The following is a 24876-nucleotide window of genomic DNA, read 5'->3' as shown; positions in this document are numbered from 1 at the left end:
GAGTGCGCGAAGTGGCGGTCCGGCGCCGTGCCGAGCATCATCGGGCGATGTCCGAGACGACGTTCGCCCGCGCGTTCACGGCCGCTGCCGACCGTGCTGGGTTCAGCCTGCGGCAGATCCAGCGCGGACTGGCGCGCCGGGGCACGACGGTGAGCGTGGCGACGTTGAGCTATTGGCGCAGCGGTCGGAGCCAACCCGAGCGGGACGCGGCGGCGGCGTTGGCCGCGCTCGAAGATCTCCTCGGCGTGCCCGCGGGCGAACTGTCCGGGCTTGTCGGCGGACGCCGTCCGCGTGGCCGTGGAACGCCGTCCGCGCAAGAGGTGCACCGGCTGGCGAATGTCTGGGGCGCACCGGATTCCCTCCGGGCCGCGCTCGGTCGGCTGACCGTTCCGCCGCTGCGCACGGTGTCCCGGCACGAGACGCTGTTCCTCGGCCGCACCGGCGCGAACCGGCGACTGGTCGTCTCCGCGACGCTGCGCGCGGTGGGCTCCGCCCGGACTGCCGTCGCGGTCGTGCGCGGCACGGCCGTCGGGCGCGTTCCGGTGCTCGGCCGGACCCGCGGCTGTGCGCTGCGCCAGGTCCATCCTGTCGCCGACCAGGGAATCGCCCTGCTGGAACTGGATCTCGGTCGTCCTTTGTCCACAATGGACACGCGGCGGATCTGGTACGAGGTGTTGTTCGACGACGACGTCCGCAGCGATCACTGGTTTCACCGGCCGTATCGCACGCCGGGCGAACTGCGGGTCACCGCGGTGTTCCGGCCGCCCGCGCTCCCGTCGGCGGTCGCCGTGGCGGCTCCCGGGCCGCATCCCGGCGCGCACCTCGCCGGAAACCGGGCTACGGCGGTGACGAACAACGCCCGCCCGGGCTGTTTCGGGCTTCGCTGGAGCTGGCCCGATCTCGGGGGATGACCGGTCTGGCAAGAGATGCCGTGCGTCGGCGTGGGAGAACCAGCGGACGGATGGCTCGCGGAGCCGGAAGCGCACGGCGGAGGCTGCCCGGGGCGGGCGATCGCCCGCCCCGGGCAGCGGCGGTTCAGAGACGCGACGCGAGATCCGCCCACCCGGGAGCTCCGATCCGGACGAACATCGGGGTCGTGTCCAGCGGTGCCGCGTAAGCGCGCAGCGTCCGGCCGCCCAGTTCGACCCGCTTGGTGTGCGGGTCGAACCACAATCCGGGCGGCAGCGCGATGTCGCGCGACGTGCCCGCGGTGATCATCGGGGCCGCCAGCAGGGCGGGGCCGAGCATCCACTCGTCGTCGACGGTGTCGAAGCGGTGGTCGGCGGGGAAATCGAAGTACACCGGCCGCATGATCGGCGAACCGTCCTTGACTGCTTGCTGCACCTGGGCTTTCAGGTAGTCCGCCAGTTTCGCGTGCGTGCGGACCGCGGCGGCGTACAGCTTCGCGGTGTCGGCCGGGTAGGCGACTGGCTTGCCTGTCGTGGTGTCGACCGTCGTCACCGGGGACGTCGAGGCGTACATGAGCGGCATCAGCGACGCGGCCTGCGCCCAGCGCACCAGCACCTCGCGCGACGGCGGCGGCATGCTGTTCGAGCCGCCGATCATGTCCGTCTCGACGAAGGGGTAGCCGTTAGCCGAGATCGCCGACGCGCGGCGCAGCGACGTGCGCAGGCCGTCCCACGTGGTGTCCGCGTCGACCGCCCGGATCACGAAGCCGTAGCGCTGGTTGCCCCAGTGCGTGCGGATGCCCGCGCCCTGCTGGTCGAACGCGTCGGTCATGTCCGCGCCGAGCTTCTGGTAGTCCTGCGGGGTCAGGTTCCCGGTGGTGGCGCAGCGGTCGTCGAAGAAACGGGTGTCGAACTTGAAGCCGTCGACGCCGTAGTCCGCCATCAGCTTCCGCAGGTTGCCGGTGTACCAATCGCGGGCCTGCGGGTTGCCGAGGTCGATGATGCCCGCGGTGCCGTTCCACCAGGTCACCGTGCACGGCTGGGCCGGGTTTCCTTTGGCGCGCACGAGATAGCCGTGGTCGCGGGCGTAGGCGTAGTTCGCCGAGTCCAGGTTGATCCAGAAAGTGGTCCACAGGCCGAATTTCTGGCCCATCGCGTGGATGTCCTCGGCCAGCTTCTTCGGGTCCGGGAACGTCTTCGGGTCGAAGGTCAGGTTGCCGTAGTTGGATTCCCATTTGTCGTCGAGCTGCACGGTGTGCCCGGCGACGCCCGCCGCTTTCAGGTCCCGCGCCCACGAAAGCACTTTGTCCTGGTCGATGTCGCGGTAGTACTGCGCCCAGGAATTCCACAGTGGACTCGCGTACTCGGCGTCGGTGGCGTCGCTCTTGGCCGGTTTGCCGACTTCGCCGATGTAGTCGTCGTAGACCGCGCGGCGGCTCGATTCCACGAACACCGTGCTCGAGTATTCCGCGGAATTCGTGACGGCCAGGTCGGCGCGCCCGCCCGCCAGCGCGACCTTCATCGGCTGCGCGGTGCGGACGAAGAGCCCGACCGACTTCGAGGTGAAGAAGTAGGGCTCCTGCATCATGTAGCTGGCGGGGGAGAACTCCGGCTCGTCCACCGTTCCTGCGGAAAGCGGATACGGCTGGGTTTTGCCCTCGCTGGTTTCGCCGCCGCCGTACCAGTGACCGGACGTCGTGAGGTCGAAGTGGGTCGCGCGCTGTCCTGCGGCGAGCCCGTCGACCGTCCACTTCAGATCGAAGCGGTCCGGGCGCGGCGTGATCCGAAGGGTCACCGTGCGGCCCGCGGTGCTGTCGGCGCGGGCGACGACGGTGGTGCCCTCTCGGGAGATCGACCGTACGCGCGTCACCACGCCGCCGTCGAAGGTGAACGCGTCGGACGCGGTGCGCAGCAATTGTTCGCCGCCGCGGGTAAGGCTCAGGCCAAGGCGGGCGGTGTCGATGCGCAGGTGGTAGCCGGGGGAATCGGGACCGCGCGGCACGGAGATCGAAGAAAGCGGTTCGGCCGCGGCGGGAGTCGCGACGGAACCGGTGAGGACGAGCCCGGCCGCCGCGTACGCGAGTCGTCGAGGCACTCGAGGCATGGGAGCCTCCTATTCTGCGTGAATATGCTCAATGTGACGCTCGAACCTGCAGTAGTAAGCATGTCGCGCGGCGGCTTTGTCAAGGCTTGGCCTCGGGCGGCCGAGCGGGAAAACGCTCGGCGAAATCGGGGAGTCCTGAATGGACCCGGGCACGACTGTTCCGCCGTCCGGCCAAGGAGCGGCGGACGGCGAACCGGGACGGCCCTCAGGCGATCTGGACCGGGATTCCGGCGGCCTTGAGAGCGGCGGTGACGTCGGGGTCGGCGTCGGTGTCGGTCACGACTTCGTGGACGTCGGTGATGTCGCAGATGCGGGCGAAGGCGCGGCGGCCGAGCTTCGAGCTGTCCGCCACGGCCACCACTCGGGCCGCGTTGCGCACCATGAGCCGGTTGATGTCCGCCTCGCCCTCGTGGCAGGCGAACGCGCCCGCGGCGGGGTGCAGCGCGTCCACGCCGAGGAAGAGCAGGTCCAGGCTGAGCTGGCTGAGCACCAGGGTGGCCAGCGGCCCGCTCAGTTCGAAGGACTGCGGGCGGGCGACCCCTCCGGTGACGACGATCTTCATGTTCGGCCGCACCGCCAGCTCGTGGGCGATGTTGAGCGCGTTGGTCACGATGGTGAGGCCGGGGGCGTCGGCCAGGTCCGCGCGCATGGCCAGCGCCCGGGCCACGCCCGCGGTCGTGGTGCCGCCGTTGAGGCCGACCACCATCCCGTTGGACACCAGTGCCGCCGCCGCGGCGCTGATCCGCTGTTTTTCCGGGGCGTGGCGGGCGGTTTTGTAGCGCAGCGGCAGATCGTAGGCCAGGTCGTTCGCGACGGCTCCGCCGTGGGTGCGGGTGAGCAGCTGCTGTTCGGCGAGGTGGTCCAGGTCGCGGCGGATCGTGGCGGCGGAGACGTTCAGCTCCGCGGCCACCTCTTCGACGTCGAGTTTCTCCCGTTTCGCCAAGAGGTCCAACAGTGTGCTCAACCGTTCATGCCGAGCCATCGGCTTGTGCTCCCTTCGAGCCGGTCCCCGTGCCTGTTTGCCCGCCGCCGCGCCATTGTTCACCCCTCCGGCCGATCGCGCTCATCCGGCCCCGCCGCCGGTTTTCATCCGGAAGTCGTACTCGGCGGGCAGCGGGCCAGCGGAGATGGCGTGCCACACGTCGCTCAGCGACGTCTCGCCCTCGCGGATCCCGGGCACGGTGAACCCGCGCTCGTACACCTCGCGCGCCCCTTCGAGATCGCCGAGCGCGAGCGAGATCCGCGCCCGCAGCAACGCGAACCGGCCTTCGACCGGCCACGGTTCGAGCAATTCCCGTGCGGCGCCGGGATCTCCGGCGGCGAGGTGCGCGGCGATGGCCTCCACCGCGAGCGGAGCGAGTTTCGGCAGCAGGTCCAGCGCCCGCCGGTAGTTCTCCGCGGCGCGCACCGGATCGTCCTGGGCGGCGGCGAGATTGCGCCACGCCCAGCCGTTCGGCTCCGCCTCGACCGACCGGTGCCAGGCGGCCGCCGCGCCCTCGCGGTCGCCTGCCGCCCAGCGTGCGATTCCCCGGTGGTACCAGGTGAGCCAGCCCTTGTCGGGCACGGCCTCCAGCAGGTCGGCCCAATGCCGGTTGACGAGCGTTTCCGGCGGTTCGGCGGCGGGCTCGGCCCGGGGTGCCACGCCGTCGAGCAAGTCCAGCCACGGCTGCTGCGCCGCGCCGAGACTGCTCTCGGGAAACGGCGTGCCGGGCAGGTCCACCAGCATCCGGCGGGTTTCCAGTGCGCCCCAGCCGGATCCCGCCGCCAGAAGTTCGCCGGGCGCGGCGTCGGCGGACGCGCGCCATTCGCGCCACCGCCGGTCCAGTTCTTCCGCGGCGGGCAGTCCCGCGGCGACCGAGGCGAGCGCGGCTGACCAGTCCGGTCCGTGCGCGAGTTCCGGGTCGGCCGCGACCGGGCCGTAGCTTTCGAGCCAGTCCCACGAGGCGCCCGCGGGCAGCCGCAGGTGTTCGAGCTGCGTGCGGGCCAGCCCGGCCTGGATTTCGAGGTATCCCTCCTTGCCCGGCGCGAGCCATTCCTGCCACCGTCGCCCGCCCGCGGATTCGCCCCACACGAACAGTTTCCGCCCGCGCAGCCGCGCGGTGGACGCCTGGCCGAGCCCGTGCCCGTCCGCGTCCACGGCGGCGATCCACGGCGGTCCGTCGACCTCGAAGAAGTAGTCGGCCGCCGCCGTCGCCCGGGCGGGATAGGTCAGGTCGCCGGTGACGTCGACGAGTTCCAGCCGCCCGGAATAGCCGTAGTGCCAGGCTTTGCCCGCGGGCGCGAGCACGCGGGTCCCGGCCGTCTGCGCCACCGCGGTGTTGGACCACCAGTACACCGGCACGTCGCTGTCGTGCGGGTTGCGGATCCGGACGCCGACGAACAGCCGGCGCGATCCTTCGGGCAGCCAGAAATCCAGCTGGTACGGCAGATCGCGGGTGCGTTCCCATTCCCACAGCCGCAGCAGCGGTTCGCCGCCCGGCCCGGGTGCCTCGGCGGCGAACATCGGCGCGCAGGTCAGCGTGGTGTGCCCGGTGCTGCCGAGATTCCACTCGACGCCGCCGGCGAACCACGCGTCGCGCAGCGCCAGGTTCGCCGGCTGGAACACCGGGTTGCGGTACACCAGGTCCCGGCCGGTTTCCTTGTCCAGCAAGGAATGCAGCCGCCCGCCCAGCCCGGGCAGGACGGTCGCGCGCAGGTGCTCGTTCTCCAGCACCAGCGCGGGCAGCCGCTGTTCGGTCCGCTCGCGGCCGTATCCGTCCTGCATCCGGTACGGCAGCACCGTGTCCAGCCGGCCGTAGGACAGGTTTGCCGCGAGGTCAGCGGGAAGTTCGCCCGCATTGACCACCGACGCCGCCGGTTCGGTCCGGATCAGCGGCGGCAACGGGTTTTCCGGGCCGAGCGCGGCGGCGGGGAGGACGAGTTCGGTGCTCGTGATCGTGCTCATGCGTCCGGCAGCCGTTCGCCGGTGGCGGCGTCGAACAGGTGCGCCGCGCCGGTTTGCGGCGCCAAGGAAATCTCCTCGCCGCGCCGCCACGGGGCCATGCCCGGCGTCCGCACGGTGAGCACCCGGTCCCCGGTCCGGCAGTAGAGGTACTGGTCGCTGCCGAGTTCCTCGACGACTTCGACGACCGCGCGGTATCCGGTGCCGCCGATGTCCCAGCCTTCCGGCCGCACGCCGACGACGATCCCCGGCCCGGTCAGCGCGGACCGCTGCGCCGGGGTGAGCGGGAGCGTGCCGTCGCCCGCCGCCGCGCCGGAACTGTCCACTGTGGTCTCGATGAGGTTCATCGCGGGCGAGCCGATGAAGCCCGCGACGAACACGTTGCGCGGGCGTTCGAACAGCCCGACCGGGGAATCGCATTGCTGCAGCACGCCGTCGCGCAGCACGGCCACGCGGTCGCCCATGGTCATCGCTTCGATCTGGTCGTGCGTGACGTACAGCGTGGTGGTGCCGAGCCGCCGTTGCAGCGACGCGATCTGCGTGCGGGTCTGCACCCGCAGTTTCGCGTCCAGATTGGACAGTGGCTCGTCCATCAGGAACACGCTCGGCTCCCGCACGATCGCGCGGCCCATCGCCACCCGCTGCCGCTGCCCGCCGGACAGCTTCGCCGGACGCCGGTCCAGGTATTCGGTCAGGTCCAGGGTCGCCGCGGCTTCGCGGACCCGGCGCTCCCGCTCGTCCTTCGGCATGCGCGCGAGCTTGAGGTGGAAGCCGATGTTCTCCGCGACGGTCATGTGCGGGTAGAGCGCGTAGTTCTGGAACACCATCGCGATGTCCCGTTCCTTCGGCGGCAGTTCGGTGACGTCGCGCTCGCCGATGTGGATCGAGCCGCCGTCCACGCCCTCCAGCCCGGCGAGCATCCGCAGCGTGGTCGATTTGCCGCAGCCGGACGGCCCGACCAGCACCAGGAATTCGCCGTCGGCGACCTCCAGGTCGAGCCCGTCCACCGCGGGGCGCTCGACCCCGGCGTAGTAGCGGGTGGTGTCGGTGAAACTCACGGTGGCCATCGAAGTCCTACTTTCCGGCGCCGAGGGTCAGGCCGGTGATGATCCGGCGGGCGAGCACGACGTAGAGCAGCAGCATCGGGAGCACGACGATCGCCACCCCGGCGATCAGCCCGCCGTACTCGGACTGGTAGCTGGCCGCGCCGTAGAAGGTGAACAACGCGCGCGACAGCGTGAAATGGGCCTGGTCCTTGAGGAATACGATCGCCAGCAGCGTTTCGTTCCACAGCCCGATCGCGTTGAGCGTCAGCGCGGTGATCACGCCGCCGCGGGCGAGCGGCAGGACGACCGACACGAACACCCGCACCGGCGAGGCTCCGTCGAGCACCGCGGCCTCTTCGATCTCTTCCGGCAGCGAGCGGAAGAACCCGGTCAGCAGGAACACCGTGAACGGGATCGACAGCGCCACGTAGAGCACGAACAGCCCGTACTGGTTGTCCAGGTGGATCTCGCTGAACGCGACGAACAGCGGGATGATCACGGTCTGGAACGGCACCCCCATGCCGATCGCGACGCCGTTGGTCAGCACGCCCGAACCGCGCACCCCGAGCCGGGTGAGCGCGTAAGCGCAGGGCGCGGAGATCGCCACCGTGACGACCGTCGCCAGGCCGACCAGGACCACAGTGGACAGCACGGCGTCGCCGAATCCGGCGTTGTTCCAGGCGTAGACGAAGTTCCGGAACGGCTTGCCGACGTGAAACCATTGGTAGGGCAGGGCGAACGGCTTGGTGAAGATCTCCACCGGGGTCTTGAACGACGCGGTGATCAGCCAGTACAGCACCAGCAGGTTGCCGGCGGTGAACAGCCACACGATCACCGAGCCGAGCAGCCGCAGCGGGCTGAGCCTGCGGCTGCCGGGCGCCGGGCGGGGCCGGCGCGGCGGGGTGCGCCGGGGCTTGCCCGCCGCGCTGCCGCGCGGCGGCGCTTCCGTGACGGTCACAGGATCTCCTTCAGAACTGGATGGCGTCACGGCGCATCAGCCGGCGCAGGAGCACGACGAGGATCGAGACGAGGGCGATCATCGCGACCGCGCAGGCGCAGGCCGCGCCGAAGTCCGGCGTGCCGTTCGAGCCGAAGGTCCGGTCGAACACGTAGATGCCGAGCGTCCACGCCCGGTTCGGCGGGGCGTAGGTGCCGGGCCCGGCGAGCACGAAGACGAGTTCGAAGATCTTGAGCGCGTTGATCGTCCACAGCACGCCGGCCACGCCCACCACGTCCCAGGTCAGCGGGAGCGTGATGGAGCGGAACTTCTGCCAGGGCGAGGCGCCGCCGAGGTCGGCGTCCTCGTAGAGGTGCGGCGGGATCTGGTCCACCGCGGCCATCAGGATGGTGATGTAGAAGCCGGAGCTGGCCCAGATCAGCGACGCGGTCACCACCCCGGTCACGTTCTCCGGCGCGAGGAATTTAGCCGCGTCCGCGCCGAGGTGCTCCAGCACGTAGTTGGCGAGCCCCTGTTTGCCCGGCTGGTACTTGAACACGAAGCCGAGGAACATGCCGAGCGCGACCGGGGCGACGATGTTCGGGAAGAACAGGATCGCCCGCACGATCTTCCCGCCGCGCATGTCGCGCAGCACCATGGTGAACAGGAACGCGAGCAGGAAGGTGCCGACGCCGCCGAGGAACACGTAGATCAGCGTGTTGCCGAAGGCGTAGCGGAACGCGTCGCTCTGCCACATCCGCACGTAGTTCCCGACCCCCTGCGGCCGCGGCGTGTCGCCCGCGCCGGACCAGCTGGTGAAGCTGAGCACGACGGTCGCGATCGTCGGCAGCACCAGGAACGCCAGGTAGAGCGCCAGCGCCGGGGCGGCGAACGGCCAGAACAGCTTGCGTTTGCGGCTCAGGTGCGGCCCGAGCGCGGGCCGCCGCCCGGCCCGGGCCGCCTCGGTGACTGTGGTGACTGTCGCCATCAGTGCTGGTTCTTCCAGAAGGCGGCGGACTTCTGCGCGAGCTGCGCGACGAACGCCTCCGGAGTCAGCTGTCCCTTGAGCAGCGCGGTGTCGGCGGGGTCGAACACGTCGGTCTGCCATTTACCGCCGGCGATCGCGTCGATGCCGTCGTACTGCAGCACGTGCTCCTTCTTCTGGTCGTCCATCACGGTCTTGACCGGCTTGAGGTCGTCCGGCACCGCGAGATCGGGGCGGGGCACCAGGTTGTCGGCCACCGCCGGGATGCCGGCGAGGTTGCCCTTGTTGAGGAAGTAAGCGATGAACGCTTTGGCCGCTTCGGCGTTTTTCGCCTTCTTGGGCACGGCGAAACCGATCGACATCTGCTCCACGGTGTCGTGCGTGGCGCCGGGCGGCATCGGGAACTGGAAGGAGCCGTAGTCGATCTTCGTGCCCGCGCCCTGCTTGTCCAGGTATTCGCGGGTTTCGCTGGGCGCCCAGGTGCCGACGTAGAGGAAGCGGGCGTCGCCGTCCGCCCAGCGCTGCTGGATCTGCGGGAACTTGGCCGCGTCCCAGCCGTCGATGAAGTACTTCGAGATCCGCGCGGTCTGCGCGGCCGCTTCGCGGAACCCGGGCACGTCGGTCCACGCGCGGCCGGTCGGGTCCTGCGCGGCCTTCGCCAGCCCGCCCGCGCCGACGTAGCGCTCGGCCAGCTGGGTGAAGTAGTACATGTTGTAGAACGGGATGTCGCCGTCCTGGCTGACCGCCGCCTTGCCGTCTGCCTTCGCCTTGTCGAACAGGCCGATCAGCTCGTCCACGGTCTTCGGCTGGCCGAGCGCGCCGCCCGCGGCCTTGTTGTACCACCAGGCGCTGGACTGGATCTCGTACGGCACGAGGAAGCTGTGCCCCTCGCGGTCCTTGTTCTGCGGGAAGTCGTACGAGGTGGGGGAGAGGACGTCCTTGACCGTCTTGTCGCCTTCGCCGATCTTCATGCCGAACACGTCGTCGAGGCTTTGCGTGCCGCCGGGCGTCATGATCGCCGCGCCGACCTTGCTGACGTCCTGGTCGAACAGGTCGGGCACGGTGTCGGTGTTGAGCGCGGGGACCAGGTTCTGGGTGTAGGCCTTGCGGCCGAGCCACTGCACGTCGACCTTCACGCCGGTCTTGTCCCCGAAGCACTTCAGCGCCTTTTGCAGCACCTTGCCCTGCGGCTCGTCGGCGGTCCACATGGACCAGTAGACGAGCTGCCCGCCGCTCGCCGGTTTCACGGCGGGGTCCGGACAGGGCGAGGACAGGAACTCGGCCGCGCCGGGGAGCGCGTTCTCCCCTGAGCCGTCGCCTGCCGCGTCCCCGCCGCCGCCGCACCCGGCGAGCAGCAGCGTCGCCGCTAAGGTCGAGCCCACGAGCTTGTGAAACCGCATCAGCCACCACCTGATCGAGGTCGAAAGACCACACACTGAGTGCGTGTTGCTGCGCATTTTTAGCGCTTATCAATCACTTGTCAACATTCCAGCCGAGGTTCGCTGCTGCATCGTGATCCGCGGCCAGAGGGCGGCGGCCTGCGCGAAGGGGGTCGAATGGCGGGTTGACAGTGCAAAATCGATCACCAAGACTGTGTGAACTTGTTCGTTCTTGTCGGTTATTGATGCCGATCGCCTGCGAGGAACCGAGCCATGTCACGCTTCCGCATTCCCCTGACCGCCGGTGCGGCCCTGGCCCTCACCGCCGGGACCTGCGCCGTGCCCCTGGCCGCGCACGCCGACCCCGGCTACTCCGTGTCGGTGGGGGCCGTCGCCGACTACCCGTTCCCGACGGACACCCCGGCCGCCCCGTTCCTCGACCGGGACGGGACGTTTCATTTCCAGCAGTCCGCCGCCCTCTACGGCAAAGAAGGCCCGCGCGTCTGGGACTTCTACACCGGCAAGGACTTCGATTCGGCGAAGCGCGACGCGGGGCTGAGCGACGCGGTGAACCCGGCGGAACCGCGCGACCGCAACAACGACACGACGTGGCGGTGCAACACCAGCCCGACCGGCCGCGAGGCGACCGACCCGCCCGCCGGGTCCAGCTACACCCAGAAGAACTTCTGCGATCTCGTCGGCACCTGGGTCGACCCGGACACCGGCAACTGGTACGGCCTGGTGCACAACGAGTTCACGCCCGAGCCGTTCGGCGCTTATTCGTTCTCGCACTACGACGCGATCGACTGGGCGGTCTCGGCGGACCACGGCCGGACCTGGCGGATCGGCGGGCACGCGATCACCTCGCCGTACTCGACGAAACGCGGCGACACGGCGGCGTTCCCGAACCAGACTTTCGACTACGGAGACGGCGATCCGCGGCTGTTCGCCGATCCGAAGTCCGGGTACTTCTACGTCTACTACGGCTCCCGCATCGTGACGAAGGCCGGAGCGGGCGGCGGCGGGTTCAGCGGCCTCGCCCACGTCGCCCGCGCGCCGATGTCCGGGAAGATGGGCACCGGAACGTGGCAGAAGTGGTACGACGGCCGTTGGTCTGAGCCGGGCGTCGGCGGCAAGGAAAGCAACCTCGTGCCCACGGACGTCGACCCCCTCGGCTACACCCCGCCGGAGAAGGACTACGACCCGGCGCACACCGGCACTGCCGCCCAGCAGGTGGCCGCCGGCACGCTGCCGCGCAAATCCGACCTGTTCGTCATGAACATCGCTTACGACGCGCACCTCGGGCTGTACATCGGCGAGCCGGAAGCGGTCGATTCGGTCGGGCCGCAGCGGTTCTACGCGACCGAGGACCTGGCGAACCCGAAGTGGCGGCTGATCGGCGACACCGGCTCCTACCGGGACCAGTCGTGGTACCGCTGGTTCGTCGACTCGGCGTCCCGGACCACCGGGACGATCGTGGGCAAGACCTTCCGGTCCTACTGCTCGATCTCGTGCGTGGACGGCCGGGACGGCGTCTACGCGGACGTCACCGTCACGTCCGCCGCACCGTCGCCGTCGCTGGTCGACCCGGGCCGGGTCTACCGGATCGGCTCCGGCCGCGTGCTCGCCCAGTCCGGCCGCACCGGCACCACGTCCGTGCCTTCGTGGCTGGCAGGCGATCGCGCGAACTGGCGGTTCACCCCGGCCGGGGACGGCTCCTACCGCATCACCAACGCCGCGAGCGGGCTGGCGCTGGGCGTTCCGGCGGTCCCCTCCGGCCGGGCCTGGGGGACCGCGCCGATCCTGAGCGCCGGATCCGGCGTCGCCCAGCAATGGTTCCTGGTCCCGGCGGACGGCGGGATGCGGCTGGTCAACCGCTACAGCGGACTGGTGCTGGCGCTTTCGGCGGCGCCGGGGCGGCAAGCCGAGACCACGCCGGTGCGCGCCTGGACCGACCACAGCGGCAGCCGGGTCGGCGACGGCCGCACCGCGGGGGAACAGCTCCTGCAGCTCACGCCGCGCCGCTGAACCACCCCAGCCGTGAGGGGAACCCGGAGGGAATCAGATTCCCTCCGGGTTCCCCTTACGTCGGTCAGGCGATCGCGGCGGTGAAGACGTGCAGTGCCGAATTCGACGGCAGGGTGATCGCGACGACTCGCTTGCCCGGCGTCAGCGGGACGGAGTTCGCGAACACCCGGTAGGCCACCGTCGGGTAAGCCGGACCGGACTTCGTGTTCTTGCCCGGCACCGAGGCGACCGTGGTCGCGCCGTATTTCGCCGGGTCGGAGCAGCACCAGTTCGGGAAGCCGAGATCGGCCTGGCTCGTGCTGCCGTCGGCGTACCGGACGACGACCGTGCCGTTCGCGGCGGAGCCGGTCCCGGTGCCGGTCAGGACCAGCTTCGAACCGCTGCCCTGCACGGCGACGGTTTGCCCGCTGGCGACGACGTTGTCCGGCTTCCCGGCACCCGCGTCGGGCCAGGTCGCCTGGGCGCCGTTCGCGGTGAACGGCGCTCCCGGTTTCAAGCCCGCGTCGGCTAGGCCTTCGGCACGAAAGCTGCTGCCGCTGCCGTCGAGGTCACCATTCGCGACGTGCGCGGCATCAGTGACTCCGACGTTTCCGTATGCCGCGGCCACCGTCGCGTAGGGCACGGTGACCATCGTCGACCCGGCCGTCTCGTGGGTGCTCAGCCGGGCCTGGTACTTCGCGGTGGCGGTCAGCTCGTAGTCCGCCGGACGCAACCCCGCGTCCGGCGTGAGCCGCACCGGGACCTGCACGGTCTGGCCGGGCCAGACGAGCGACGGAGCTGGCGGAACATCCGCGTGGAAACCGTTGGCCTGCACCGACAAAGCCACGTCACGCACCGGCAGCGGCGTGCTGTTGGTGAAGCTGACGGTAGCCGAGACGGCCTGACCGGGAGCGGCTGTCGCGGGGGCGGAAAGCCGCACTGAGGCGTTGTCGTCAGCGGGGAAGAACCCGCCGACCGCGCTCGCCCCGAGCAGCCGGATGTCCTGCGCGGCACCGGAATCGATCGAGCCGGTCTTCACTCGCACGACACCTCGTGCGGACGGGTCGTACCACCAGCCGGACGGGGCCTGGTCCAGTTCCGCCTTGCTGGCGTACTGCCGCAGGACGCCGTGGCCGCCCAGCACCGCCGCCGGTTTCGTTCCCGTGTGGACGGACAGCTGGTAGTTCCGCGCCGCCGGTTTCCCGGGATAGGACCCGGTGCTCGCGCCGATCCCGACGGTCACCGTGCCCGGCCCGGACTGCGGCGCGTCCACCGTGAACGTCTGCCGGGCCTGCTCGCCGCGCTGGTAGCCGCGCGTGACGCCGTCGTCCTCGGCGAGGGTGAAGCTGCCCTTGCCCTGCGGGTACACGTCGACGTCAAGCCGGCCCTTGTCGCGGGTCTGCCAGGAGGTCGTGCCTTCCGCCCACATCGGCACCACAGCGCCGCCGCGGACGAACAGCGGCAGCTTGTCCAGCGGCGCGTCGTAACCGTCCACAGTGGTCGGACCGGTGTAGGTCTTGCCGCTCCAGTAGTCCACCCAGGTGCCCTTGGGCAGGTAGATGCCGTTGCGCACGGACGAGCTGTCGTAGACCGGGGCGACCAGGAAGTCCGTGCCGGACAGGAATTCGTACTTCGCCTTGTCCGTCCACGCGTTCGGGTCGCCGGGGTATTCCAGGGCCAGCGGCCGGACCTGGCCGACGCCGGTCTGGTGCGCCTGCGCCGAGTAGCTGTAGGTGTAGGGCAGCAGCCGTTCCTTGAGCAGCAGGTACTTGCGGTTGATCGAGGTGTAGGGCTCGCCCTGGCGCCAGGGCTGCTTGTCCGACTTCGCCCAGCCGTCCATGGTCATGGCGACGGGAAGGAAGGACTTCCACTGCAGGTCGCGGACGTAGGTCTGCGGGGTGCCGCCGAAGATGCCGTCGATGTCGCCGGTGTTGTAGGCGATGCCGGAGAGCGTCGAGCCCGCGTAGGTCGGGATCTGCCATTTGATGTAGTCGTAGGAGCCGGACTGGTCGCCGCTCCACAGCACGCCGCACCGCTGCGCGCCCGCCCAGCTCACCGGCTGCCAGACGAACCCGCGCGCGTCGCTGTTGTCCTCGATGCCCTTGTGCGCGGTGTCGCAGGCGTCGAGCGCGAACTGGTAGCCGGGGCCGACCCAGGCGACGTCCAGTTTGCGCACGCGGACGCCCGCCTTGACCTCCTCGGCCTGGTTCGGCACGCCGTTCTCGGTCCACAGGCCGAGCTGCATTTTGTTGTCCCGCAAGCCTTCGCCGGTCTGCTGCAGGTTTTCGTAGCCGCAGCCGTAGCCGTCGTTGACCAGCATCCAGCCGTTGGGCATGCCGTGTTCGGGATAGCCCTCGGCGACCTTCACCGCGTCGAGGGTGTGCCGTTCGCCGCGGTTGGCGTTGTGCAGATAGCAGTCGGAATCGCCGGTCTCCAGGCCGTAAAGGGGCGGGAGGAAGGGTTTGCCGACCAGGTCGGTGTAGCCGGAGATGACGTCCTTGAGCCCGTCGCCGACGACGTAGGTGGCGTCGAAACGGCGTTCGTCGTGCGTCGTGCGGACCGGTTCGCCGAACGAGTAGCTCCCGGGCGCGAAGGTGTTGCGCAGTACGCCGTATCCGGCTGTCGAGGCGTAGAACGGCTGGGAGTTGGGTGCGCCGCCGTCGTTCCAGTTGTCGTCGGCGAAGATCTTGATGGTCTGGTCTCGGTGGCTGAACCGGCCGTTCTGCTCTCCGCCGCCGACGTACTGTTCGGCGGCGCCGCGGGCGAGCGTCTGCGTGGTGGTGTCGCCGGTCCAGGACAGCGGGGAGGATTCGGCCCAGAGCTGCTTGCGGTCCGCGCCGTCGTAGAGGGCGAACTTCAACGGGTGCTTGTAGGCGCGGAGGGTGGCCTTTCCGGTGCTGATGGCCCAGTAGGAGCCTCGGTCGGTGCGCTTCGGCACCGCGGGGGCTTTGCCGTTCGGCAGCACGATCTTGCTGCTCGCCGGATCGGTGAAGACGCCGTCCGGCGCGAGCCAGACCCGGACCGCGGCCTCGGCCGGGAAACTGACCCGGACGGCCGCGGCGCCCGCGGTCAAAGTGGTCACCGGGCCGTCGGCGGAGAAGCCGGTCAGGTCGCCGAGCTGCCCGGCGGGGGCGGTGGCGGCATGGGCGGGGGCGGGAGTCGCGACGGCCAGCAGGACCAGCGCTGAGGCCAGACAGCGAAGGGGTTGCATAAATCTGCTCATTGCATACCTCTCTTGCGCATTAAAATGCACATGGCGCTTCTGTATAGCGCACTCAGGCAGCGAAGTCACCGGCCGAAGCGGTGGAGCAGACTTCCGTCGGGTAGTGAGGTTCTGAGGGGTGCCGCTGAGCCGGATCCGTTGGGCGGCAGGCGGATCCGCGCGGTGCCGCTTTCCGGCACCGCGTCGGCCTGACCTGAACCTCCTGGTTTCTTTATCCGGCCAGCAGCCGCAGCAGCCGTGCGGTTTCCGCCGCCACAGCGGAACGGCCGAGCCGCACGTACTTTCGCGGGTCGACCGCCTCGGGCTGCTCGTCCAGGAACTGCCGGACCGCGCCGGTGAACAGCCCGTTGAGGTGCGTCGAGATGTTGATCTTCGCCATTCCGCCGGTCACCGCGCCGCGCAGTTCGTCGTCGGAAAGGCCGGAGGACCCGTGCAGCACCAGGGGTACTGGGACCGCCTCTCGCAGCCGCGTCACCAGGTCCCGGTCGACCCGGGCGGTGCGCGACAGCATCGCGTGCGACGTGCCGACCGCCACGGCGAGCGCGTCGACCCCGGTGGCAGCGACGAACTCCGCGGCCTCGGCCGGGTCGGTGCGAGCGCCCGGCGCGTGCACGCCGTCCTTGCCGCCGACCTCGCCCAGTTCGGCCTCCACGGCGACGCCCGCCGCGTGGCAGAGGTCCGTCACCTCGCGGGTGCTGCGCACATTGTCCGCATAGGACAGTCGCGAACCGTCGTACATCACGCTGTGCACGCCCAGTTCGACGCCCTCGCGGACGAGCTCGGAATCCTCGATGTGGTCGAGATGCACGAGCACCTCCACCGACGCCGCGCGCGCGATCGCCAGCGAAGCCGCGGTAAGCGGGGCCAGGCCGCCGTGGTACTTCACGCAGTTTTCGCTGATCTGCAGGATCACCGGCAACCGGGCCTCTTCGGCTCCCGCGACGATGGCCTCGGCGTGCTCCAGCAGGATCACGTTGAACGCGCCGACCGCGCCGCCGCGGTCCTGCGCCGCGGCGAGCAGCTGGGGGAGGGCGGGGCGGGTGATCATGCGGAGGCTCCGTTCAGGAATCTGCGGTAAGCGGACAGGTCGATTTCGCCGGCGACCGGGCGCAGCACGGCGGCCGCCCCGGCTGCCGCGGCGTGGCGCAGCGCTTCGTCCAGCGGCAGCCCACGCACGAGCGCCGCGGCCAAACCGGCGGTCGCCGCGTCCCCGGCGCCGGTGGGATTGCCGTGCACGCCGGGCACGACGGGAACCGAGACGGCTCCGGACGGGGGATACGCGGCGATCCCGTCCTCGCCTCGGGACACCACGACCAATCCCGCGCCGAGACTGGACAACGCCGCAGCGCCCGCAGTTTCGTCGGTGGCGCCGGTGGCCGAGAGAAGTTCTTCCCGGTTCGGTTTCACGTCGGCTCCGGCGCGGGCGGCGGCCAGCAGAGCGGGTCCGGACGAATCGACCAGTGCCCGGACCCCGGCGTCCCGGGCCAGCCGGACCCACTCGCCGACCAGTTCCGGCGAGGCGTTCCGGGGCAGGGAACCGGAAATCACGAGCAGCTCGGCGTCCCGCACCCGGGCGGCGAGCAGTGCCGAGAAGCCTTCCCATTCCGCCGCGGACAGCTCGGGTCCCGGCTCGACGTAGACCGTGGGATGGCCGTCCCCGGCGACCGCGACCGTCGACCTGGTTTCGCCTTCGCATGGCACCGAGTCGAACGGAACCGTCAGCGCCGAGCCGAGCCATCGGCCCGCGTCGCCGCCGAGCGGAAGGACAGCGTGCATCGGAACGTCCAGCGCGGCAAGGACATGCGCGACATTCACGCCCTTGCCACCGGCTCGCCGCTGGACGTCGAGCACCCGGTTCGTGCCGCCGGGCACGTGGGCGGCGACCTGGTAGGTGATGTCGACCGCGGGGTTGGGCGTGGCTACGACGATCATCGCAGCGCCAGCAGCGTCGCACCCACCACGGCAGCCCGATCCCCGTGGTGCGCCTGGGCAATCGCGGGCGCCCGCAGTGCTCCGAGCCGATGCGCGACCTCGCGGGCGAGCGGGCCGAGCAGCAAGTCGCCCGCCTCGGCGAGGCCGCCGCCGACGACCACCGTGGAACATCCGGCTACCGCGGTGGCCCAAGCGAGCGGCTCCGCGAGCGCGCGGACGCATTCGTCCCACGCCTCGACCGCCGCGGGATCTCCGTCGCGAACCCGCGCGGCCACGGCAGCCGCGTCCGGTGCTCCGGCGCGGCGCGCGAGCCCGGCCGCCGACGCGACTTCCTCGACGCGGCGGCCGTCGGGCAGCCGGATCTGGCCGACCTCGCCCGCCTGCGGACCCGCGTCGAGCACCTCCCCGCGCACCACGAGCGCGGTCGCGAAACCGGTGCCGACCGGTGCGAACAGCACCGGTCCCGACGCTCCGGCCGCCGCGCCGGTGCGGGCCTCGGCGAGCGCGCCCGCGCGGACATCCTGTCCGAACGCGAGCGGGACATCGAGGCGCGCGGCGACGAGGTCGCGGACGGGGACGTCCTCCCAGCCGAGGTTGACCGCCCGGACGCACCGCCCGGCGCGTTCGTCCACGATCCCCGGGACGACCAGCCCCACCGCGCCGATCGGATGGCGCGCTGCGGCACGGGCCACCAGATCGGCGAGCGCGGCGGGATCGCCGAACGGAGTCGGTTCGCGCCATTCGGCGAGAACGGAACGCCCGTCGGTCACGCACATCTTGACCGTCGTGCCGCCGACGTCGATGCCGAGGACGGCCATCAGGCGAGGATGACCGAACGGGTCAGGGACCGCGGGTGGTCGGGATCGAGCCCGCGCCGCCGCGCGACCGCGACCGCGAACCGCTGCGCCACGACCAGCCCGGCGAGAGGGTCGAGGTCGTGGTGCACGAACCGGGCGCCGGTGCGCGCGACTTCGCCGGCCAGGCCGTCCGGGGTCTCGCCGAACGACCACACGAGCCGGCCGGGCTGCGCGATGGCGATCGGGCCGTGCCGGTAGTCCATCGCGGGGTAGGCCTCGGCCCAGAACTGCGCCGCTTCCCGGGTTTTCAGCGCGGCCTCGCAGCTGATGCCGACCGCGGGCCCGCGCCCGATGAAAGTGACCTGTTCGGCGTCGAGCAGGTCGTCGATCGGTTCCCGCAGCGCGCGTTCCGCCTGCCGCGACAGCTCGCCGATGTCGTCGCCGAGACCGGCGCGCAGCAGCGCGAGCGTGCTGGTGGCGAAGCGGGTCTGGACCACTGAGCGCTCGTCGGCGAACGGCAGCTCGACCACCTCGGCCGCGACCGAGGCCGCCGGGCCGTCGCCCACGGCGGTGATCAGCGTGGTGCGCTGCCCGGCGAGCGAGGACAGCAGCTCGATGATCTCGGTCGTGGTGCCGGAGCGGGAAATCGCGACGACGCGGTCGTATTCGCGGCCGGCCGGGTACTCGGATCCGGCGAACGCGTCCGTGACGCCAAGGCCCCGCTGCTCTCGCGCGGCGGCGTAGCTCATCGCGACGAACCAGCTGGTGCCGCAGCCGACCACGGCCACCCGTTCGCCCGGCTGCGGCAACGCGGCGCCGGCGGGCGCGGCACAGTCCGCCGCGGCGAGCCACATCCGCGGCTGGGAGGCCAGTTCGGCGGACACGAAGGACCCGGTCCCGGGCGCGGCGAGCGCGTCGGCCGCACTGGGCGCGGGGGACTCGGGCGAAAACGACTCGGGGGAGGACGGCTCTGTCATGAAGGCCCTTCGATCCGTGAGCGGCAAAGTGAGCGCGAGCCTCAGTGTAGACGATCGTTTGTGATTGAAGTAAGCGATTTACGTCATCTTCAATCATCGAGTCCGGGTGTTGTGGTCGCTCGGGCCGGTGGCTGCGCCACCGCGGCGGAGGGCTAGGGGGAGGGCGCGGCCGAGGTCGGCCCGATGCTGGATCTGGGCGGGCAAGGCGGCGGAACGCAGGAAAGCCCCGCCGGGAAGAGGGGCTTCGGCTGGGAGTTCGACCTCGCCGAGACGCGCGAGGATCGGCTGAACCTGGACTACGTCCGCGGCGTGTTCACGACGTGGTGCTCGATCGCGTTGGAAGAGAGCGCCCACGGCGAGGCACTCGCCGAACTGGGCGGTGCCGGGGGAGTCGCTCCGATGGCCGAGTGGCTGTCAGGCAAGCTGGAGCGGTATGGCTGCTCGTTCGACGAGGAACTGGTCCTCGGGCAGCGCACGCCCGGCTCGCCGCGCCGTGGACCCGGTTCCCGGCGGGCGCGGACTAGCTTCCGGCGCGGCATGCGCCCGGCAACGGCCCGTCGGCAGTGTCGTCGTGGCTGTCCGAGCCGCCCGTCCAGCGGGCACGATCGGAAACGCCGTGGTGCCCGGGTGCCGCGACCGGTGATCCCGGGCAGACGGCTGCTGCTCGGCGGCGCACGCCTCCCGGGTCAGGGGAGTGGCGCCGCCGAGCGGCAGCCGGAGCGGAAAGTCCATTGTGGACTTTGCCGTGAATGAACCGCGGCGAACTCAGGAAGCGGCGAGGGTTTCGTAGATTTCCCGCGTCTCCTGGGCCCACGGCTCGGGACGGAACGTCTTCGGGTCGAGCCGGATGTGGACCCGGCGGCCTTCCGCGTGGGTGACGCCCGCCTCGGAGAGCACCTTGAAGCCGTAGACGACGCTGGTCTCGCCGACGCGGTCGACAACGAGGTGCACGTACACCGGCCCGGTGCCGAAAATCGGGGCCTTGTAACTGATCGCGAACTCGGCGACCCCCACCGACGCGTCGGGGTGGCCGAGCTTGCCGTTGCGGAAGCTGTATCCCTTGGCGTCCCAGAACATCGTCAGCGCGCGCTCGACCAGCAGCCCGTAGCGGGTGTTGTGCACCATGCCCATGGAGTCGAGATCGTCGAAATGCACGAAGACCGGCTGCAAGTGGCCGTGGTCCGCGGTCGGGCCTTGGTTCACGTCGGTTCCCTTCCCCCAGTACGCCGTCGGACCACCAGCATAGTCACGCCCGGCGCGGCACGGCCTCGGTCAAGGACATCGCCGTCGGCGTCGGGAGCACCCGGCCGATTTCCAGGTCCGCCTCCGCGAGCAGCGCGGCGAGTTCCTCGCGGGTGCGTTCCTTGCCTTCGAACACCGTCATCATGAGCAGGTCGGAAGCCGGGTTCGGCTGGTCCTCGTCCGCCGGCGGGACCACGATGTCGAAGATGAGCAGTTTCGACTCCTGCGTCATCGCCGCGCGGCACGTGCGGAGGATCCGGACGGCTTCCTCGTCGCTCTTGTCGTGGATGATCCGTTTGAGCAGGTACAGCTCGGCCCCGCGGGGCAGTTCGGCGAAGAAGTCGGCGTCGACGAGGTCGAACCGGCCCTCGGCGGCCGGATCGGCGATCCGGTGCCGCGCCAGCACCTCGGGCCGCTCCACCAGGACGCCGCGCAGGCCCGGATTGCGGACCAGCACCGCCTCCAGCATCCCGCCGAGCCCTCCGGCGACGTCGACGACCGTGCCCGATGCCGGGAACTCGTAGCTCTCGGCCATTCCGCCGTGTTCCAGCACCGAAAGATCGGCCATCGCGTCGGCGAACAGCTCGTACTTCTCCGGGTCCTTGCTCAGGTGCTCGAAGATCTGCCCGCCGAAGATCTCGTCGAACACCGTCGTGCCGCGGCGGACGGTGTCGTCGAGGCGTCCGGCCGGCCGCCAGTACATCTCGTCGGTGAACAGCAGCACGAGGTTGCGCAGGGACACCGGGAAGTCCGCGCGCAGCACGCTCGCCGCGGTCGTCAGGGCGAACCGGCCGTCGGGCTCTTCCCGGAACACGCCGCGCGTGGCGAGGAACCGGAGCGTCCGGCGCAGCCGGTCGGCGTCCACCCCGGCCGCGGCGGCCAGGTCATCCGCGGTCCGGGGGCCTTCGGCCAGACGGCCGGCGATGTCGGCCTTCGCCGCCGCGCGCAGGGCGGCCGGGTACAGGTAGCCCAGCGCGTCGCCCATCAGCTGCCGCACCGCTGAGCCGATGTCCTTCGGATCCGTGCTGATCACGAGCCCGCCTTCCGTCCGGGGGTCACCAGTCGACCAGGAATCGTTCGAAGCCGCCGAGCGCGGCGTTGTTCTTCCAGCGCAGTTCGTTCATCGGCTCGGCCAGCCGCAGGCCGGGGAACCGCTCGAACAGCGCGCGCAGCCCGATGCGCACTTCGAGCCGGGCGACCGGCGCGCCGATGCAGAAATGCGGCCCGTGGCCGAACCACACCTGCGACGGCTGGTGGCGCCGGACGTCGAACGCGTCCGGATCCGGATAGGCCCGGGGATCGCGCAGCGCCGCTTCGTAGTTGACCACCACCGCAGCGCCGCGGGGGACCTCCACTCCGCCGACGGTGAGGTCTTCGGTGGCGATGCGCGGGAAGGGCGACATCCCGGGAATGCCGAGCCGGGCGATTTCGTCGGTGGCTCCCGCCCACAATTCCGGATCGGCCTTGAGTGCCGCCAGCTGGTCCGGATTCCGCAGCAGGTTCAGCACGCCGCTGGTGAGCACGGTGGCGCTGGTCTCGTGCCCGGCGACGAAGACGAAGGTGCCGAGCGAAACCATTTCGGACTCGGTCAGGCCGCCCTCGGCGTCCGACTGCGCGGCCACCACGCTGAGGAAGTCGTCCCCCGGGTTGTCCCGCTTCGCCTTCACCAGCTCGACGAAGTACCCGCGGAGGCCGACGTAGGCCTGGGCGATCTCCTGTTCGGTCGAGCCGATGTTCAGGATCGTGTCGGTCCATTCGGTGAACAGCGGCCAGTCCTCGAACGGAACGCCGAGCATGTCCGAGATGACCCGCAGCGGCAGCGGCCGCGAGAACGCCTCGTTCAGGTCGACCGGCCCGCCCCGGGCGGCCATCTCGCTCACCACTTCGTCCACAATGGACTCGACGCGGGGGGTCAGCGCCGCGAGCCGCGCCGGGGTGAACGCCTTGCCCGCGAACTTGCGGATCCGGGTGTGCCGCGGCGGGTCCATGTTGATCAGGGAATCGGGATTCGGCCGCACGGCCTGGGACCGGGACGCGTTCTCCTCGCATCCGGCGGCCCGGCTGAACCTCCGGTCCGAGAGCACGGTCTTGGCCTCGTCGTGCCGGGTGACCAGCAGCGCCGGGTCGCCGGTCGCCAGCGCGACCGGGCAGAGCGCCGCGGCCTCGCGCAGTTCGCCGAGCAGCGCCGGCACCTCCACCGGATCGGTGCGGTGCACCGGCATCCTCGGCGGCCCGGGCGCGAGGTCCGCGCCGGGGGACAGCATTTCGCTGGACATGGTTCCTCCGGCTCAGGCCGCGACGGCCTCGACGACGGACACCGAACCCGGCGTGGCGACGATCCGGGACAGCCGCAGGCCCGCCTGCGCGAACAGCGTGCTCAGCTCGTCCTCGGTCCGTTCCTTGCCGTCGAAGACGATCATCATCGCGATGTCGGACAGTTTGCTCGGGTGCGGGTCGTTGCCCTGCGGCACCACGGTGTCGATCACCAGGACGCGCCCGCCCTCGGCCATCGCCTCGCGGCAGCCGCGCAGGATGCGCACGCTGTCCTCGTCGTTCCAGTCGTGGAGGATGCGCTTCAGCAGATAGGTGTCGCCGCCGGAGGGGATGGTCTCGAAGAAGCTCCCGGCCTCGACCTGCCAGCGGCCCGCCAGCGCCGGGACGTCCAGATTGTGCCCGCGCACCACTACGTCGCGGTCGAACAGCACGCCCTTGACGCCCGGGTTGGCTTCGAGCACCGCGCGCAGCAGGCCGCCCTGGCCGCCGCCGACGTCGACCACCGTCGAGCCTTCGGCGAACTCGCAGTTCGCCACGATCGGGCCGTGCTCGGTGGCCGACAGGTCGTCCAGCGCGGTGTGGAAGACGTGGCCGCGGTCCTCGTGCCGGCCGAGGTAGTCGAACAGCGGGGAGCCGAAGATGTCGGGAAAGACGGTGGTGCCGTCGCGGACCGTGTCGTCGAGGCGGCCCGCCGGCAGCCAGTACATCTCGTCGGTCAGCAGGTTCACGATGGACGCCATCGGCAGCGGCGAGCCGGTCCGCAGCAGATTGCTCGCGGTGGTCAGATGGAACGCGCCTTCGCCGTCCTCTTCGAACAGGCCGCGGGTGGCCAGGAACCGCAGCACGCGCCTGAGGTGGTCGGGGCTGGCCTTGCTGCGCTCGGCGAGGTCTTCGGCGGTTTTGGCGCCGTCGGCGAGGTGGTCGGCGATGCCGAGCGAGACGGCGACGCGCATGGCGGCGGGGTAGAGGTAGCCGAGGGAGTCCCCGAGGACCTGGCGGACCGCCGCACCGATGTCGTTCTGCTGCTCCTGACTCAACGGAAACCTCCGGGACCTGGATCGACGATCAGAGGACCTCAGTGTCACGACGCCCGTTGACCGCTGATTGACCGGTCGCTGACGAGCCGGGCCGATCAGCGCGCGGTCAGCGATCCGTCAACGGCCGCGCCGATGCTTCGGGCACCGACGCGGGAGGACGAGGCGGATGCGGATCACCGAGGGAGTGCTGGAGCGAGGGGACCTGAGCACCTGGTACCAGGTGCACGGTGAACTGGGCGCGGACGACGGGCGCGCGCCGCTGGTCGTCTGCCACGGCGGCCCGGGGCTGACCCACGATTACTTGTCGCCGGTGAAGGAACTCGCGAAATCCGGGCGTCCGGTGGTGTTCTACGACCAGTTCGGCAGCGGCCGGTCGGGGCATCGGCGGGACGCGCCCGCGGAGTTCTGGACTGTCTCGTTCTTCCTGCGGGAACTGACCGACCTTCTCGACCACCTGGGGATCTCGGGCGGCCATCATCTGCTCGGCCACTCGTGGGGCGGGATGCTCGGCCTCGAACTGGCCGCGCTCGCTCCGGCCGGGTTGCGGTCGCTGGTCGTCGCCGACGCCTTCGCGCGGGCACAGACTTATACCGACGAGGTTGGCGCGCTGGTCGCGGCGCTGCCCGAAGACGTCCGCGCCGCCATCGAGCGGCACGAGGCCGCGGGCACTACCGACGATCCCGAGTACCAGGAGGCCGTGCGGGTGTTCTACCGGCGGCACGTGTGCCGCCGCCGTCCGGTGCCGGACGAGGTGCTGCGGACCCTCGGCGCTCTCGGCGAGGACCCGACCGTCTACCACGCGATGGCGGGGCCGAGCGAGTTCCGGCTGACCGGTGCGCTGCGGGACTGGGACATCACCGGCAGGCTGGCCGGAGTCACCGCCGACGTGCTGCTGGTGTCCGGCCGCCACGACGAGGTCACGCCCGCCGCGGTGGCCGAGCTGCACGAGGCGCTGCCGAACTCGCGCTGGGAACTGATCGAGGACGCCAGCCACATGCCGCATCTCGAGGCACCTGAGCGGTTTTTGGAGCTGGCGGGGAAATTCTTCGACCACGTGGACGCGCGCGGAACGCGGCGTTGATCACTA

The 24876-nt window shown here is 70.6% G+C and carries 21 protein-coding genes; 5 read left to right on the top strand and 16 right to left on the bottom strand.

Annotated features, from left to right (window positions below; genetic code table 11):
* Positions 1 to 47 precede the first annotated feature (47 nt).
* On the top strand, positions 48 to 911 hold the full coding sequence (locus tag ACZ63D_RS00475; RefSeq protein WP_465352130.1) for a hypothetical protein: 864 nt from the start codon (positions 48 to 50) through the stop codon (positions 909 to 911).
* Between the two features lie 124 nt (positions 912 to 1035).
* Here the strand turns inward: ACZ63D_RS00475 and ACZ63D_RS00470 are convergent, their stop codons facing one another.
* The 7 genes from ACZ63D_RS00470 to ACZ63D_RS00440 all read right to left on the bottom strand — a co-directional run bounded on the left by ACZ63D_RS00470 (position 1036) and on the right by ACZ63D_RS00440 (position 10321).
* Positions 1036 to 3012: a glycoside hydrolase family 31 protein gene (locus ACZ63D_RS00470; protein WP_465352129.1), complete on the bottom strand. Its 1977-nt coding sequence runs from the start codon at positions 3010 to 3012 to the stop codon at positions 1036 to 1038.
* Positions 3013 to 3217: 205 nt separating this feature from the next.
* A complete protein-coding gene (locus tag ACZ63D_RS00465; protein WP_465352128.1) occupies positions 3218 to 3994 on the bottom strand; it encodes a DeoR/GlpR family DNA-binding transcription regulator in 777 nt (258 codons plus the stop codon).
* An 81-nt stretch (positions 3995 to 4075) separates the two neighbouring features.
* Entirely contained in the window at positions 4076 to 5956 is a 1881-nt protein-coding gene (locus tag ACZ63D_RS00460) for a DUF5107 domain-containing protein (RefSeq protein WP_465352127.1), read from the bottom strand.
* On the bottom strand, positions 5953 to 7020 hold the full coding sequence (locus ACZ63D_RS00455; RefSeq protein ID WP_465352126.1) for an ABC transporter ATP-binding protein: 1068 nt from the start codon (positions 7018 to 7020) through the stop codon (positions 5953 to 5955). Before ACZ63D_RS00455 ends, ACZ63D_RS00460 begins: the two co-directional genes overlap by 4 nt.
* A gap of 7 nt (positions 7021 to 7027) precedes the next feature.
* Entirely contained in the window at positions 7028 to 7957 is a 930-nt protein-coding gene (locus tag ACZ63D_RS00450) for a carbohydrate ABC transporter permease (RefSeq protein WP_182888768.1), read from the bottom strand.
* A 10-nt stretch (positions 7958 to 7967) separates the two neighbouring features.
* Positions 7968 to 8924, bottom strand: coding sequence for a carbohydrate ABC transporter permease (locus ACZ63D_RS00445; protein ID WP_465352125.1), 957 nt, complete (start codon positions 8922 to 8924; stop codon positions 7968 to 7970).
* On the bottom strand, positions 8924 to 10321 hold the full coding sequence (locus ACZ63D_RS00440) for an ABC transporter substrate-binding protein (RefSeq protein WP_465352124.1): 1398 nt from the start codon (positions 10319 to 10321) through the stop codon (positions 8924 to 8926). Before ACZ63D_RS00440 ends, ACZ63D_RS00445 begins: the two co-directional genes overlap by 1 nt.
* A 43-nt stretch (positions 10322 to 10364) precedes the next feature.
* Here ACZ63D_RS00440 and ACZ63D_RS00435 point away from each other — a divergent pair, with 43 nt between their 5' ends.
* Positions 10365 to 10520: a hypothetical protein gene (locus ACZ63D_RS00435; RefSeq protein WP_465352123.1), complete on the top strand. Its 156-nt coding sequence runs from the start codon at positions 10365 to 10367 to the stop codon at positions 10518 to 10520.
* 53 nt (positions 10521 to 10573) lie between these two features.
* Positions 10574 to 12328 (top strand): RICIN domain-containing protein, encoded by a 1755-nt coding sequence (locus ACZ63D_RS00430; protein ID WP_465352122.1) that lies wholly within the window; start codon positions 10574 to 10576, stop codon positions 12326 to 12328.
* Between the two features lie 64 nt (positions 12329 to 12392).
* Here the strand turns inward: ACZ63D_RS00430 and ACZ63D_RS00425 are convergent, their stop codons facing one another.
* The 5 genes from ACZ63D_RS00425 to ACZ63D_RS00405 form a co-directional block, all read right to left on the bottom strand.
* The gene (locus tag ACZ63D_RS00425) at positions 12393 to 15518 is read right to left on the bottom strand and encodes a TIM-barrel domain-containing protein (RefSeq protein WP_465352121.1); all 3126 of its coding nucleotides are present in this window, start codon (positions 15516 to 15518) and stop codon (positions 12393 to 12395) included.
* Positions 15519 to 15741: 223 nt separating this feature from the next.
* Entirely contained in the window at positions 15742 to 16578 is an 837-nt protein-coding gene (locus tag ACZ63D_RS00420) for a class II fructose-bisphosphate aldolase (RefSeq protein WP_465352120.1), read from the bottom strand.
* Positions 16575 to 17462: a 1-phosphofructokinase family hexose kinase gene (locus ACZ63D_RS00415; RefSeq protein WP_465352119.1), complete on the bottom strand. Its 888-nt coding sequence runs from the start codon at positions 17460 to 17462 to the stop codon at positions 16575 to 16577. Before ACZ63D_RS00415 ends, ACZ63D_RS00420 begins: the two co-directional genes overlap by 4 nt.
* A complete protein-coding gene (locus ACZ63D_RS00410; protein ID WP_465352118.1) occupies positions 17459 to 18280 on the bottom strand; it encodes an ROK family protein in 822 nt (273 codons plus the stop codon). Before ACZ63D_RS00410 ends, ACZ63D_RS00415 begins: the two co-directional genes overlap by 4 nt.
* Positions 18280 to 19113, bottom strand: a complete 834-nt coding sequence (locus ACZ63D_RS00405; RefSeq protein WP_465353668.1) for an SIS domain-containing protein — start codon at positions 19111 to 19113, stop codon at positions 18280 to 18282. The genes ACZ63D_RS00410 and ACZ63D_RS00405 overlap by 1 nt, the downstream gene beginning before the upstream one ends.
* A 306-nt stretch (positions 19114 to 19419) precedes the next feature.
* Here ACZ63D_RS00405 and ACZ63D_RS00400 point away from each other — a divergent pair, with 306 nt between their 5' ends.
* Entirely contained in the window at positions 19420 to 19989 is a 570-nt protein-coding gene (locus ACZ63D_RS00400; protein WP_465352117.1) for a hypothetical protein, read from the top strand.
* A 12-nt stretch (positions 19990 to 20001) separates the two neighbouring features.
* Here ACZ63D_RS00400 and ACZ63D_RS00395 read toward each other — a convergent pair whose 3' ends face one another.
* From ACZ63D_RS00395 to ACZ63D_RS00380, 4 genes are read right to left on the bottom strand one after another with little or no spacing between them, the layout of a single operon-like run.
* Complete coding sequence (locus ACZ63D_RS00395; protein WP_465352116.1) at positions 20002 to 20439, bottom strand: acyl-CoA thioesterase; 438 nt, start codon at positions 20437 to 20439, stop codon at positions 20002 to 20004.
* A 43-nt stretch (positions 20440 to 20482) separates the two neighbouring features.
* The gene (locus ACZ63D_RS00390; protein ID WP_465352115.1) at positions 20483 to 21511 is read right to left on the bottom strand and encodes a methyltransferase; all 1029 of its coding nucleotides are present in this window, start codon (positions 21509 to 21511) and stop codon (positions 20483 to 20485) included.
* A 22-nt stretch (positions 21512 to 21533) separates the two neighbouring features.
* On the bottom strand, positions 21534 to 22754 hold the full coding sequence (locus tag ACZ63D_RS00385; protein ID WP_465352114.1) for a cytochrome P450: 1221 nt from the start codon (positions 22752 to 22754) through the stop codon (positions 21534 to 21536).
* A gap of 12 nt (positions 22755 to 22766) precedes the next feature.
* On the bottom strand, positions 22767 to 23789 hold the full coding sequence (locus ACZ63D_RS00380; RefSeq protein WP_465352113.1) for a methyltransferase: 1023 nt from the start codon (positions 23787 to 23789) through the stop codon (positions 22767 to 22769).
* A 166-nt stretch (positions 23790 to 23955) separates the two neighbouring features.
* On the opposite strand from ACZ63D_RS00380, the gene ACZ63D_RS00375 reads away from it, so the two are divergent.
* Positions 23956 to 24870, top strand: a complete 915-nt coding sequence (locus tag ACZ63D_RS00375) for a proline iminopeptidase-family hydrolase (protein ID WP_465352112.1) — start codon at positions 23956 to 23958, stop codon at positions 24868 to 24870.
* The last annotated feature ends 6 nt before the right edge of the window (positions 24871 to 24876 follow it).

The organism is Amycolatopsis sp. NPDC104775 (genome assembly GCF_055583325.1).
This window is presented reverse-complemented; position numbering and strand designations above follow the sequence as displayed.

Bases quoted from the DNA above. Each gene is read 5' to 3' on its own strand.
- ACZ63D_RS00475 (WP_465352130.1), top strand. From the start codon at position 48: ATGTCCGAGACGACGTTCGCCCGCGCGTTCACGGCCGCTGCCGACCGT.
- ACZ63D_RS00470 (WP_465352129.1), bottom strand. From the start codon at position 3,012: ATGCCTCGAGTGCCTCGACGACTCGCGTACGCGGCGGCCGGGCTCGTC.
- ACZ63D_RS00465 (WP_465352128.1), bottom strand. From the start codon at position 3,994: ATGGCTCGGCATGAACGGTTGAGCACACTGTTGGACCTCTTGGCGAAA.
- ACZ63D_RS00460 (WP_465352127.1), bottom strand. From the start codon at position 5,956: ATGAGCACGATCACGAGCACCGAACTCGTCCTCCCCGCCGCCGCGCTC.
- ACZ63D_RS00455 (WP_465352126.1), bottom strand. From the start codon at position 7,020: ATGGCCACCGTGAGTTTCACCGACACCACCCGCTACTACGCCGGGGTC.
- ACZ63D_RS00445 (WP_465352125.1), bottom strand. From the start codon at position 8,924: ATGGCGACAGTCACCACAGTCACCGAGGCGGCCCGGGCCGGGCGGCGG.
- ACZ63D_RS00440 (WP_465352124.1), bottom strand. From the start codon at position 10,321: ATGCGGTTTCACAAGCTCGTGGGCTCGACCTTAGCGGCGACGCTGCTG.
- ACZ63D_RS00430 (WP_465352122.1), top strand. From the start codon at position 10,574: ATGTCACGCTTCCGCATTCCCCTGACCGCCGGTGCGGCCCTGGCCCTC.
- ACZ63D_RS00425 (WP_465352121.1), bottom strand. From the start codon at position 15,518: ATGCAACCCCTTCGCTGTCTGGCCTCAGCGCTGGTCCTGCTGGCCGTC.
- ACZ63D_RS00420 (WP_465352120.1), bottom strand. From the start codon at position 16,578: ATGATCACCCGCCCCGCCCTCCCCCAGCTGCTCGCCGCGGCGCAGGAC.
- ACZ63D_RS00415 (WP_465352119.1), bottom strand. From the start codon at position 17,462: ATGATCGTCGTAGCCACGCCCAACCCCGCGGTCGACATCACCTACCAG.
- ACZ63D_RS00410 (WP_465352118.1), bottom strand. From the start codon at position 18,280: ATGGCCGTCCTCGGCATCGACGTCGGCGGCACGACGGTCAAGATGTGC.
- ACZ63D_RS00405 (WP_465353668.1), bottom strand. From the start codon at position 19,113: ATGTGGCTCGCCGCGGCGGACTGTGCCGCGCCCGCCGGCGCCGCGTTG.
- ACZ63D_RS00400 (WP_465352117.1), top strand. From the start codon at position 19,420: ATGCTGGATCTGGGCGGGCAAGGCGGCGGAACGCAGGAAAGCCCCGCC.
- ACZ63D_RS00385 (WP_465352114.1), bottom strand. From the start codon at position 22,754: ATGTCCAGCGAAATGCTGTCCCCCGGCGCGGACCTCGCGCCCGGGCCG.
- ACZ63D_RS00375 (WP_465352112.1), top strand. From the start codon at position 23,956: ATGCGGATCACCGAGGGAGTGCTGGAGCGAGGGGACCTGAGCACCTGG.